Origin of the sequence: Leuconostoc gelidum subsp. gelidum KCTC 3527 (genome assembly GCF_000166715.1) — a bacterium.
GTDB classification, from domain to species: Bacteria; Bacillota; Bacilli; order Lactobacillales; family Lactobacillaceae; genus Leuconostoc; species Leuconostoc gelidum.
The window spans coordinates 17,730-31,517 of the sequence record NZ_AEMI01000001.1 but is presented as its reverse complement, the minus strand read 5'-3'; the positions used below and the strand labels follow the sequence as shown (position 1 = coordinate 31,517).

The 13,788-nt window shown below is 38.2% G+C and carries 10 protein-coding genes; all 10 read left to right on the top strand.

Annotated features, from left to right (window positions below):
• The first annotated feature begins 31 nt into the window (after positions 1-31).
• On the top strand, positions 32-1,396 hold the full coding sequence (locus tag EUI_RS0100150) for a glycoside-pentoside-hexuronide (GPH):cation symporter (protein WP_010015236.1): 1,365 nt from the start codon (positions 32-34) through the stop codon (positions 1,394-1,396).
• Positions 1,396-2,172, top strand: coding sequence for an alpha/beta hydrolase (locus EUI_RS0100145; protein WP_010015235.1), 777 nt, complete (start codon positions 1,396-1,398; stop codon positions 2,170-2,172). The genes EUI_RS0100150 and EUI_RS0100145 overlap by 1 nt, the downstream gene beginning before the upstream one ends.
• An 18-nt stretch (positions 2,173-2,190) precedes the next feature.
• A complete protein-coding gene (locus EUI_RS0100140) occupies positions 2,191-3,183 on the top strand; it encodes a LacI family DNA-binding transcriptional regulator (RefSeq protein WP_010015234.1) in 993 nt (330 codons plus the stop codon).
• 77 nt (positions 3,184-3,260) lie between these two features.
• The gene (locus tag EUI_RS0100135) at positions 3,261-4,481 is read left to right on the top strand and encodes an MFS transporter (RefSeq protein WP_010015233.1); all 1,221 of its coding nucleotides are present in this window, start codon (positions 3,261-3,263) and stop codon (positions 4,479-4,481) included.
• A gap of 282 nt (positions 4,482-4,763) precedes the next feature.
• Positions 4,764-6,125, top strand: coding sequence for a Na+/H+ antiporter NhaC family protein (locus EUI_RS0100130; protein ID WP_010015232.1), 1,362 nt, complete (start codon positions 4,764-4,766; stop codon positions 6,123-6,125).
• A gap of 69 nt (positions 6,126-6,194) precedes the next feature.
• Complete coding sequence (locus EUI_RS0100125) at positions 6,195-6,644, top strand: hypothetical protein (RefSeq protein ID WP_029508478.1); 450 nt, start codon at positions 6,195-6,197, stop codon at positions 6,642-6,644.
• A gap of 78 nt (positions 6,645-6,722) precedes the next feature.
• Entirely contained in the window at positions 6,723-8,531 is a 1,809-nt protein-coding gene (recQ, locus tag EUI_RS0100120) for a DNA helicase RecQ (RefSeq protein ID WP_010015229.1), read from the top strand.
• A 317-nt stretch (positions 8,532-8,848) separates the two neighbouring features.
• Entirely contained in the window at positions 8,849-10,318 is a 1,470-nt protein-coding gene (locus tag EUI_RS0100110) for an MFS transporter (RefSeq protein ID WP_010015227.1), read from the top strand.
• A gap of 33 nt (positions 10,319-10,351) precedes the next feature.
• Positions 10,352-12,040: a glycoside hydrolase family 43 protein gene (locus tag EUI_RS0100105; RefSeq protein ID WP_010015226.1), complete on the top strand. Its 1,689-nt coding sequence runs from the start codon at positions 10,352-10,354 to the stop codon at positions 12,038-12,040.
• 470 nt (positions 12,041-12,510) lie between these two features.
• Complete coding sequence (locus tag EUI_RS0100100; protein ID WP_010015225.1) at positions 12,511-13,680, top strand: ROK family protein; 1,170 nt, start codon at positions 12,511-12,513, stop codon at positions 13,678-13,680.
• Positions 13,681-13,788: the final 108 nt, after the last annotated feature.

Genomic DNA, 13,788 nt, shown 5'->3' with positions numbered 1-13,788 from the left:
TTTCGTTGTTTTTATTGAGGAGGATACTCAAATGGAAAATAAGTTAACCATCGCTAATAAAGTTGCGTATGGATTCAGTGACTTTGGTAATAATTTGGTGTTTGTTGCTGCAACAAATTACCTCATGTTTTACTATACAGATGTTGCTGGTCTGAGTCTGGCTGCAACAGGTATTTTGTTCTTGGTCGTACGCATTTTTGATGCGTTTGCTGGACCGATGTTTGGTATTTTGGTGGATAAAACGCAAACGCGTTTTGGAAAAGTACGTCCTTGGTTTTTGTGGATGTCAATTCCTTATGCAATTTCAGCAGTTTTGCTCTTCTCTATTGCGTTCTTTCCAGCCAGTGCACGATTATCACTAGCATATGGAACATACGCTATTTTCACAGTCTGTTTTGCTGGATTGGGAACAGCAATTAATGCAATTTTGCCAAGTTTGTCAGCCGATTCCAATGAACGTGCGTCAGCTAACATGTTTCGTAATGTCTTAGGACAAACAGGTGGTTTAATTTCAGGGTTGGCCATTCTACCATTAGTATCAGTATTTGGTGGTTTGAACAAATCAAAGGGATTCGCAATTTCAATGAGTCTCTTTGCTATTATTTTGGTTTTGTCAGAAATATTTACATTTATTAATGTGCGAGAAAATATTTCACCTGAACAAGAAAAGCCAGTACCGTTGCATCAAAGCATTAGAGCCTTGATACCAAATGGGCCATGGTGGACAATTATTATCACAAATATCATCATTTTTATTGGTGTTGTTGTTAAAAATTCATCAACAGTTTACTTCTTTAAGTATGTGTTGCGTAATGAAGGTATGTCAGCTATCGCAAACTCGGTGAGTTCATTGGCGATGATTGCTGGTGCAATTACTATTCCATTTTTAATTAAAAAATACCCAATGCGGTCGGTTGTGATTGTTAATTTAGGTATTGCTATTATAGGACAAGGTGTTTTGTGGTTATCGGCACAAAATGCCTCAATTGGCGCTGCAATTTTAGGTGTTGCTATTTCGGCCTTTGGACTTGGTGCCGCACAAAGTTTGATGTTTGTTATGACGGCTGAAACGGTGGATTATGGTGAATGGCGTTTTGGTGTTCGCGCTCAAGGTTTATTGACGTCTGTTTCAGCTATTGGGGCAAGTATTGGGGCTGGTTTAGCTGGGGTTATTAATAGTGAAATATTATCACGATTCCACTTCGTGCCCAATGCGACGCAAACAGCTTCGGGTCTTATGGGTATTAATGTTTGTTTTATTTATGGGCCAGCATTGATTGATGCAATCTGTGTCATCAGTATCTTGTTCTACGGCCTAGATAAGATGAGTTCCAGAATGCATAGTGATCTGAAGATAAAACGTCAAGATGAATTTAACGAAGGAGTAAGTAATTAATGATTAGTTATATTAACACAACAATTAATGGTTTAACATTGCGTGGCACAGCACATATCCCAGATAATATTTCAGGAAAAGTACCAGCGGTATTACTTTTTCACGGTTTTGGTGCTGTAAGAGATGAATATTTTTGTTCATTTGTGCAAATTAGTAGATTATTAGCAAAAAAAAATATCGCGGCAATTGCTTTTGATTTCTCTGGACATGGAGAGAGTGATGGCGACTTTATGAACTATACTTTCAGCAATGAAGTGTTTGAAGGCACGCAACTTGTATCATTTGTCAAAACACTAGATTTCGTCGATGAAACGCGCGTGTCTTTGCTGGGGATGAGTTTGGGAAGTGTGGCTGCTAGTATGGTAGCTGGTTTAGTTGGTGATCAGATCGTTGGGCTATGCATGTGGTCTCCGGCAGCGGTGTTTCAAGATGAAATTTTGGAACAACATACACTACAGGGAAAACCAATATCGGAGGTAGCTGAAAAAGGTTACTTTGACTTTAATTCAATGAAATTAGGACCAAAATTCTTTGATGATTTACAAAAAGTTGCTATTTATCCAACTGCCATAAAGTATGGGGGACCGGTTAAAATTATTCATGGTCAAGCCGATACAATTGCGCCGGTGGCTTATGCACAAAAATATGTTGACACATATGAACAATCAGCTGACTTAACCGTTGTTACTGGTGCGGATCATAGCTGGGGTGATGTGCCAACAAGAGAGTTATTATTTAACGCAACACTTGATTTTTTTGATAAACTATATAGATAAGAGTAATTTGAACCGAGGATGGATAAATTGAGCTATACATTAAAAGATGTTGCTGAGCGAGCTGGTGTTTCATTAACAACCGTGTCACGTGTGATTAATAAACGTGGTTATTTTTCTGAAAAAACTAAGTCTCGTATTTATGCAACAATGCAGCAAATGAATTATCATCCAAATTCGGTTGCTCGATCACTTTCGGGCAAAAAAACGAAACTCATTGGTGTCATTTTAACCAATACACACAACCCTTTTAATGCGGAGTTGTTGGAGAAAATTGAATTAGAGTTATTCAATCGCGAATATAAGGTTATTATTGCAAATAGTTCGGATAATCCTCAAAAGGAGCGAGCATATATTAGCTTATTACAATCTAATCAAGTAGACGGACTAATTACTGCATCGCATAATACTATTATTGACGACTATCATGAACTTACTTTACCGGTCGTTTCTTTAGATCGGTATTTTGGACCACGTATTCCAACAATCAGTTCTGATAATTTTTCGGGTGGTCAAACGGCGGCGCAAATTTTAATAGATGGTGGTGCACGTCGATTGTTAGTTTTTTCTGGCGAAATTAATGATACAAATCCAACAATGGATCGAACAAATGGTTTTATTGATATTAGCAAAAAGCACAATATGATACCGATTGTTCAAGTAATGCCTAGTGATGCGACCGTCAATTTTAGAAAAATGTTGATTCGTCAAGAAATATTAAAACAAAAGCCAGATGGTATCATGGCGACGGATGATACAACAGCACTACTTGTATTGGAAGAATTACGCATAATGCACTTGCAGGTTCCTCATGATGTACAAGTAATTGGTTATGATGGCAGTGATTTTGTATTACAAAGTTTTCCAGAATTATCTACAATTGTGCAACCAATTTCAGATTTGGCTAAGACACTTGTTGATACGTTAATTAAAAAAATTGAGCAGCCAGATATATTACAGGAGCGACAATATACATTTCCGATTACTCTTCATCGTGGCGCGTCAACTAATTAGTCTGAATAATAAGCAAAATAATGGTTAATTTTTCAGTGATTTTCATGCTACAATAAATATATTAATTCGGAGGATTTATGCAAACTGATATAATTAATAAACCAGGATTGCTTAATGAAAAGTGGTTACTGATTAGTACACTGCTGTCTAGTACTGGTAACTCAATGATTTGGCCTGTTATGACACTCTATATGACAGGTGTACTTCATCAAAGTTTTACAACAGCTGGTTTTGTTTTGATGATAGGGGCTATCATTAGCATGATTGGTTCCTATATTGGCGGCAAACTATTTGATCGATGGCATCCGTATCAAGCGATGGTGATGACTAGCATCATAACTTTTCTGGCGGTTTTTAGTCTAATTATTTGGCATGATTGGCCCGTTTTTGCCTGTTTCATTTGGGCAGCTAACTTAAGTATGGGTATTGAACAGACGTTGATAAACGCTTTTGCAACAACAGTGTCTGGCAATCATACACGTATTATTTTTAATAATATGTATATTGTTTTAAATATTGGCGTTGTTTTAGGCACGTTAGCTGTTGGTTACTTATTTGATTATGGTTTTGCATTATTAATGATGATTTCGGCGACCATCTATGCGATTTTGTCGGTGATTATTATCACCAAATTCCATGTAGCCAATGAGTCAGCCGACATAAACACCGGGCATCAATTACCCAAAGAAGCTGTTGTTTCAACAGCCTCAATGACATACGAAAAATTCAAATTAACGCCGGTTCTAATTGCTATTGGGGCACTCCTATTTATTACGTATTTGTCTTATATGCTCTGGGAAACAGTGATGGCACCACATATGAAAACATTGGGGATGCCAACGCGTAACTATGCCGACTTGTGGATGATTAATGGAATCACAATTATTGTGTTGCAGAAATTTGTTTCTAATTGGGCCAACAAACATCCGTATCATGTGTCCGTTATTTTAGGCAGTGTCATTTTCGCTTTAAGTTTCTTTTTTTTGATTTTTGTGAATACATTTTGGCAAATTGTGCTAGTTTTTGAACTATTAACGATTGGTGAAATGCTACAAAGTCCACAAGTACCAGCATGGGTTGCTCAAATCACTCCTAAAGAAGTTGCTGGACAAGCGCAAGGTTTTGTATCAATGATGATTAGTTCAGGTCGTGTTGTTGGCCCAATATATTCGGGTGTTATGATGGATCATGGATGGACAACTACGTTATTCTTATCTGTATTTATTGTTATGATAATAATTACTGGCTTGCTAGCATTGACATTGTCGCGACGTGTTGACAAAAATTCAGTGACATAGTAGACTAAAACTACTTGAAATTAGCAATTATTGAGTAGAATAAACATTCGGCGTTAAGAGAAGCAGTGGTTGGTGAAAACTGCACAGGTGTTGATATTCGAAATACAGCTATCGATTTAAGCATGGCAGCACCATGTTATCAAATGTCAAAGTGATGCGCTTTTTAGCGCGTAAGCTGGGTGGTACCACGGATTTTTAAATGTCAATTCGTCCCTGTTGTCAATGTGACAGCGGGGACTTTTTTTATTGTTGCTATATAAAAAAATTGGCAGGAGAAATAGGATGAACAATAAATTAAACACAGGAACTTCAGTATTACTGGTAGTGGCTACTATCATTATTTTGGCAATCGGTGTGATTGGTTTTGGTTTAGCACCAATTGCGCCAATTTTACTCGCAATTGGTATGATTATGATTGTTGCACGTTTTAGTGGTGTTTCTTGGCAAGACAGCCAAAAAGCACTAATTAAAGGCGTTGAATCAGGTTTGACACCTTTATTTTTATTCTTATTAATTGGCGCACTCATTGCATTGTGGCTAGCTACTGGTGTGATTCCAACGATGATTTGGGTTGGCTTTAAAGTGTTAACACCTGTTTTTTTCTTGCCAACAGCATTCGTAACAACGTCAATTATTGGGACTTTAATCGGGAGTGCGTTTACAACGATTTCGACAGTTGGGGTTGCGCTGATGGGCGTTGGAACGTTAATGGGTATCAATCCTGCTTTGGTTGCTGGTATTATTTTATCAGGCGCAATTTTTGGTGATAAAAATTCGCCGTTATCAGACTCAACTAATTTAGCAAGTGCCATTTCTGAAACTGATTTATTTGCACATATTAAAAATCTGATGTGGACTACTGTGCCAGCTTGGATTTTGACATTTATCGTGACAATTTTATTGGGTTTTGGTCATCATGCTGACGCAGCAGCCACACATCAGATTACGGCTTTACTACCGCAGTTGCAACCAACATGGTGGACAATTGTACCACTTGGTCTATTAGTTGTGACAGCATGGTTTAAAATGCCTGCTATTCCAGCACTCATGATTAATGTATTAGTATCAAGTGTCATGTTCTTAACGCAGCACACTATTACAACTTGGGCGAAACTATTAGTTGATGGTTTTCAGACGACAAGTACGAATCCAACACTGATGGCATTACTTAATCGCGGAGGAATGTCTGCGATGATGACAACTATTATGATGGTTATGCTGGCGTTAGCTCTAGGTGGTTTACTCAGTGGTTTAGGTATTTTAAATCGTGTTATGGCACCAATTGTCGGCCACTTACAAACCCAGCGTTCGATTGTTTTGGCAACGTTAGTAACTGGTATTGGTGCTAATTTTTTGGTTGGTGAACAGTATTTAGCAACAATTTTACCAGGTCAGTTGTTTAAAGAAAGTTTCAAAAAATCTAAGTTATCACCATTAGCACTGGGCCGAACGATTGAAGATTCAGGGACAGTAATCAATTATTTGGTACCTTGGGGTGTTGCGGGTGGTTTTGCTGCGCAAACATTAGGCGTGCCAGTCCTTGAGTTTGCACCATTTACGTTATTTGCTTTATTGTCACCGATCATGTCATTTTTGTCAGCAATAACGGGTATTGGGTTGAAACAAGATAACCCTGACGTATAAACTTAGTAGTGATATAATATTTTTAAAATAGATACTGGGTTTTACGTAGACATCTGATATGGAGCAAAAATGTTAATTAGAGATATGGTACGAGCAAAGCCGGTTAGTTGGTTATTGTTTATTATTGGATCAGATATTATGATGACCTATGGTTTATTGCTTTATCACGACGTGTCACATTTTTCTCCCGCGCGTGATTATTTATCGATCGTGAAGTTTGTGTCGTTTGACTTGATTAGTTTTGTATTCATCATGTTATTTTTTGATTGGGTACATGTTAAATTCCTAAGTGAAGGTCCGGAAAACGTGATTGATAAAATATTACGAATTGGGGGGGACACAATGGCGGCCTATTTCGGTTGGTTTACGCTTGGTTTTATTGTTTTACAGATGACAACTAATTTTCAGCGGCAACAATTCTGGCTGTTAGCTATTGTCACAGGCATAGTTGCCATCTTGAATTGGTTACTACGTCGTACGTCACCAATTAAGTTCCAGCTCAATCCCTTAATAAAATAATCGTTACTATTCAGAAATCGATGGTCGAAAGTGTACCATCGATTTTTGAATGTCACGACTCATGATATAATAGAAAGTATGCAGAATTTGACACCTCAAACAATTTTAAAAGAAAAATTTGGCTATGATAATTTTCGTACAGGACAATTAGATGTGATTGAAAAAGTGTTAGCGCATAAGCATGCGTTAGCCATTATGCCAACTGGTGGTGGTAAATCGATTACTTATCAACTACCAGCTATGTTATTTGACGGCATTACGCTAGTGATTTCACCACTTATATCGTTGATGAAAGATCAAGTCGATGGCCTTGATGCGATGGGAATTGATGCAACATTTCTCAACTCAACATTGAGTGGTCAAGTACAAGCACAGCGTATGTCGGATTTACGATCAGGCTATTATAAAATGCTATATGTATCGCCCGAACGTTTAGAGATTTCAAGTTTTTTTGATTTTATACAACAATTACCCATTGAATTGGTGGCTATTGATGAGGCGCATGTCATGTCACAGTGGGGACATGATTTTCGTCCAAGTTATCTTAATATTTTACCTTTGCTGGCTAAAATCCCTGGAAATCCTGCCGTTTTAGGATTAACAGCAACAGCCACTGATCGTGTACGTCAAAACTTACAGCAACTACTTGGTGTGGCAGATGAAGATACTATTTTAACTGGTTTTGCGCGTGATAATTTGGCGCTGAAAATTGCCCACAATGTTGATAAGCGACAGTATGTGCAAGAGTATTTACGTGAGAATAAGGACCAAAGTGGTATTATTTATGCAGCCACACGTAAACAAGTTGATGAATTATATGAATTTTTAAATAAAAAAGGTGTTAAGGCCGGACATTATCATGCAGGTTTGCCTGAACGTGAACGACAAGCGATGCAAGAATCTTTTTTGTTTGACGAAGTCCAAGTTATGGTAGCCACAAATGCTTTTGGAATGGGTATTAACAAACCAAATGTGCGGTTTGTTATTCATTACTCAGTACCGGGAAACATTGAGGCATATTATCAAGAGATTGGTCGAGCTGGCCGTGACGGCTTGCCGGCAGAAGCAGTGTTATTGTATGCACCACAAGATATTCATTTACAAGAATTTTTCGTACAAAAATCAGAAGGTACAGAAGAACATAAGCAAAATGAATATAACAAAATTCGCGAAATGAACGCATTTGCAAATACGCAAAGTTGTTTGCCGCGCTATCTACTAGGTTATTTTGGTGAAATCGTTGATCATGATTGTGGGCATTGTTCGAATTGTTTAGATTCTCGTGAAATGGTTGACGTTACTACTGATTCACAGCGTGTTTTGGCCAATGTTGTGCGTATGAACCAAAGTTTTGGGAAAGCAATGGTTGCTAAAGTTTTGAAGGGTTCACAAGATGCAACTGTGAAGAAGTATGATTATTTGATGAAGTTACCCACATACGGTTTGATGAAAGATCGGACACTTAAGGATTTAAGTAGTTTTATTGATTATTTAACGGCTGATGGCTACCTTAGAATTGAAGGGGGCGAGTTTCCAGTATTAAAAGTTACTGAGATTGGTGCACGGGTTCTAAAAGGACAATTAGTTGTGGAAAAACGTGTCAATCGACGTGTGATTGTGCAACAAAAAGTCACATCAGCAGCTAAAGGACTTAAATTGTCCGAGAGTGATAATAAATTATTTGCTGAATTAAAATCTAAGCGCTTAGAACTAGCGCGCGAAGCAGGGATTCCACCATTCCTAATTTTCTCAGACAAAACATTAATGAATATGGCTATTCTACGCCCCCAAACTGATGAAGAATTTTTAGCAATATCAGGTGTTGGTGAGAAAAAGTTTGATATTTATCATAAAGAGTTCGCTGATGTGATTGTTAAGCAACATTAATTAGTGAGATGTGTTAAAAGATAGCGTAAGCTATCTTTTTTTGCGGTCCACAAATAGTACAACAGTCAATGATTAAAAGACGTATCCATTAAACTTGTATGTGAAAAATGCTGTGATAGCAACTTTTTTCATTTTAATAAATAAAAATATTTTAAAAAAATATAAATGAGTTGGTTGCTCGAACAAACTAACTGTGATATAGTAGTCTTTGTAAAAAGAAATGTTACCGCTTTCAAAAATCTGAAAGACGTTCCAGTGACTGGAAAAGTGGTAGCAGGTAAACCTAATAATCTGTTAAAACCAGAAGGAGAATAATTATGGACGTAAGAGTTCAGAAGAATGATGAGTTTGCTAAGCTCTCAACATGGGATCGTGTGAGTTATGGCTTCGGCGATTTTGCTCAAAACTTAGTATTTGGAACTGTTGGTGGATTTTTGCTATTCTATCTAACAAATATTAATGGGATTTCAGCTGGTGTTGGGGCGACAATATTTCTTGTTGTACGTTGGATTAACGTTATCTGGGACCCATGGGTTGGGACAGTTGTTGATAAAGCTAAAATCACAAAAAATGGCAAGTATCGGCCATTTTTGATTAACTTTGGTATCCCATTAGTAATTTTAGCAGCATTGCTGTTTTTACCAGTAGCTAAAGTACTTGGTGCTGGTACACTTGCAACGACGATTTATGCGACCGTATCCTATATGGCGACAGCCCTAGTGTATTCCTTCGTCAATATTCCTTATGGCTCATTAAATGCTTCATTGACCCGTGACGAAACAGAAATTGGCAAGTTAACGTCAACACGAATGATGCTTGCAAACATTGGTAACTTGTTGGTGTATACACTATTCCCATTATTTGTACAATTAGCCTCTCCAAACGCTAAGTTAACTGACACAGGTTTGTTTGGTTTGAAACTAAAATTGGGTAATTATGCAGCCCCATCAGCTGCTGGTGCGTGGTTTAAAGTTTATGGCGTGTACATGATATTAGGCGCAGTGTTATTGTTTTTGACATATCGTAATACAAAAGAGCGCGTACTTGCTTCAGAAGAGGCAACAGACCAAGTAAAATATACGGATTTGTTTGCTGAATTAAAGCGTAATAAAGCCCTACAAATTCTTGGATTGTTCTTTTTAGTAGGCTTTACACTCATGTTCTTTGGTAATACAGTGTGGCCATACTTTATGCAATATAATTTTGGTGTTGAAGGTGGGAAATCAGCCTTGATGGCATCCATTGGTTTGATTGGTTCAATTCCTGGTATTTTCTTGGTCGTCATTTGGCCAAGATTGCGTGCAACTTTAGGTAAAAAAGGCTTCTTCTACACATTCCTTGGCATTTTTGTTGTTGGCCAATTGTTGCTTTTTGCTTGGTCAAAGAATCCATCAGCTGATTGGCTTGGTTTTACTGGACGCTTTTTCCAACAATGGGGGTTAACTTCGGCTACAGGATTTATGTGGGCATTAGTGCCTGAAGTTGTATCAAATGGTGAGTATATTTCAGGCAAGCGTGTGGCGGGTATTATCAACGCGATTATGGGTCTTTTCTTCAAAATTGGCTTGGCTTTGGGTGGTATCATTCCTGGTTATTTATTACAATTCATGAATTTTAAGTCAGGCGCATTGACACAATCAGCATCTGCACAAACAGGTATTGAGTGGTCAATGATTTGGTTGCCAATGATTATGGCATTCTTAGCAATGTTTGTTATTAGCCGCTATCCTCTGTCTGATGCATATGTTGATAAAATGAATCACACGTTAAAAGAAAAAAATAGCTAATCTTGCATAAATTTAATTGATAGGAGAAAAATAATGCAAATTCAAAACCCTGTATTACCTGGTTTCAATTCAGATCCTTCAATCATCCGTGTTGAGGATACGTATTACATTGCGACATCAACATTTGAATGGTTTCCTGGTGTGCGTATCCATGCGTCAAAAGACTTGGTTCATTGGAATCTTGTTAAAAACGTGTTGGACACCACGACAATGCTTGACATGAAGGGCAACCCATCATCTGGTGGTATCTGGGCGCCTGATTTATCATATGCTGATGGTAAATTCTGGCTAATTTTCACAGATGTTAAAATCACTGATGGTAACTTCAAAGACATGAAGAACTACTTGACGACTGCTGAAACAATCGAAGGCCCTTGGTCAGAACCAATATTTGTGAACGGTGTTGGTTTTGATGCGTCATTGTTCCACGATGAAGACGGCCGCAAGTACCTTGTACAACAAACTTGGGATCATCGTGAATACCATCACCCATTTGATGGCATTACTTTGACAGAATTTGACACCAATACCATGAAGTTGAAGCCTGAAACTGCCCGCACAATTTTTTCAGGTACGGCTGTGAAGTTGGTTGAAGGGCCACACTTATACAAAATTAACGGTGAATATTTCTTGTTTGCGGCTGAAGGTGGTACAATTTTCACTCATCAAGAAGTGGTAGCGCGCTCAAAGTCATTGAATAGCATGTCATTTGTCGTTGAACCTGATGGCCCATTCATCACAAATTTTGACACACCAAACTCATACCTGCAAAAGCAAGGGCACGGTGCTTTGGTTTCAACACCAGGTGGCGAATGGTACTATGCTTCATTGACAGCTCGGCCATGGAACCACGATAACGAAAGTGCGACTGATCCACGTGGTTGGTCAAATTTGGGTCGTGAAACATCAATCCAAAAAGTTGAGTGGGATGATGCTGGTTGGCCACGCGTTGTTGGCGGCCATGGCGGACAAACATTTGTCGAAGCACCTCAGGATGCCATTTTAACAGATGCGCCTGTTGACCACTCACAACACGATGAATTTAACGATACCATATTAGACATCAACTGGAATACATTACGTGTACCATTTACTGAAAAGATGGGGTCAACTGGTACTGGCAAGTTGACTTTAGTTGGTCAAGGATCATTATCAAACACATTTGATTTGTCATTGATCGCCCGTCGTTGGCAAGCATTCTACTTCGATGCTGAGACAAAGGTTAAGTTCAACCCTTATTCATATCAATCAATGGCTGGTCTAACAAATTATTACAACCACTCACACTGGTCATGGATTTTCATCACAAAGAATGATGATGGTCAAAACGTCATTGAAGTGGGTGAAAATAAGGGTGGTTTGCGGAATGGTTCTTATACGTCATATTTGCGTGACAATGCGCCTGTGATTCCAGAAGGCATCGAATATGTTTACTTCAAATCAGAAAATCGTAAGGAATCATACACCTATTACTACTCATTTGACAGTGAAAACTGGCTTTCAACTGGTGTGACATTAGATGCCGCAGTTTTGTCAGATGACTATGTTGTTCGCGAATACGGTGGTTTTTTCACTGGTGCCTACATTGGTTTGGCAGCGGTTGACTATTCAGGTTATGATTCAACAGCCGAATTTGATTACTTCGATTATAAAGAATTGGGTGATCATAAAGACATTAATGGTACAATATCATGGCAGAAATCAGAATCGCGTTTTTACTAAATAAATATTAAAAAATAAACGAACCTTAATCAAAGGTTCGCTTATTTTTTAATAATGATACAAAGAGGCATATCGTGAAATCAAGCATTATAGCATTTTGTCGGTATGCTAGATAAAAACCGATTAATATCCTAACAAATCAGCATAGAATGCGTTTAAACACGTTCTATGCTGATTTTTGGCATTAACATGTGAAAAATTTAATCGCCAACTTGAAGGATACGGCCAGTTCGCGTACAATAGAAATAATGTCGAACAAAAATTGACTTGTTGTTCTGACAGTTAAGTTAATGACGCTAGGACATGCCAAATAATAGGTGGCAGTGGTCTTAGAACCACAAACCTTACCAAACAGTGATAATATACCTGATTTGTAGGATGTGACACTAAAATCAAACATGCCACGTCAGAAAGTTATTATCTATCAATATCATCAGTCATTCTAATTGGAGCGTCGATAAAAAGAAAAAATGAATAAATCAGATCAAATTACAATGAGAGATCATAATCAACGTTTAGTGTTACAAGCGCTATTTAACGCGAAAGAAACATCGCGAGCGAAGTTAGCTGTCGATTTAAATCTACATAAATCTACTATTAGTTCAATCTACCGTGACTTAGATGAATTGGAATTCATTGAAGATCTGGGTGAAGGCGTGACCACAGAAACTGGCGGACGCAAAGCTAAAATGATTCGTTTTAACCGTAATTATGGTTACGTCATGAGTTTTGATATGGGACGGCATCATTTGCGAGTGGCATTAGTACGCTTGAGCGGTGAGGTCATACTTGAAAGTTCGGAAGCTGTTGATGATATGTCTGTTGCAGATGTTATTGCATTAATGGGTCAACATATTAAAGACAATAAGCACAAAAAACATGGTACAAAAGAAGGTCTCATGGGCATTGCTGTTGGTATTCATGGCGTTGTGGATAACAATCATGTTGTCTACTCACCATTTTTTGATTATAGCCAAGTTGATGTGGCTGCACAGCTTGAAGAAGTGAGTGGGGTACATGTGACACTGGAAAACGAAGCCAATTCGGCTGCTGTTTATATTCGAGACTATCATGATTACTTGAGTACTGATCAATATGATAGTTTAGTTGCCTTAAATATCCATTATGGTATAGGTGCTGGAATTATTATTCAGGGTCAGCTTTATCGCGGCATGCAAGGGCGTGCTGGCGAAGTTGGTCGAAGCATTGTAGCCATGGCAGATCAAGAGCCTGTTCGTGTTGAAGATTTATATTCTGAAGACGCGATGCTTGAAAGGCTGGCGGCGTTAACTGGTCAACCAGTTGCCAATCGTGACGCGTTTGTGACATTTGCGAATCAAAAAAGCGCAGTTGTCACACAATTATTAGATGACTGGGTGATGGGGGTTGCGCAAGTGGCCTATAATATCATCCAAATCGCAGCACCACAAGTGCTCTTTATTCATTCGCGCTTTATAGCTGAAATGCCAGAATTACTCGGTCGCGTTGTTGTAGCTTATCAGCAAATGAATCCGACAAATGAGAGCGAAATTTTATTTGCTAATCGTTCGGTTTATGAAGCAACATTACTTGGTGGCGCTGCCAGCGTCACACGTCAAATCCTTGATTTAGATAATCTAGATTTGAAATTCAAACACTAAAAAAGAACCCTAATGGGTTCTTTTTTAGTGTCATGATTTAAAATGGCACATTTTTGTACAAAAAGGGTTGCACTATTGAATGAAACCGTATACAATAATAAATGTAAG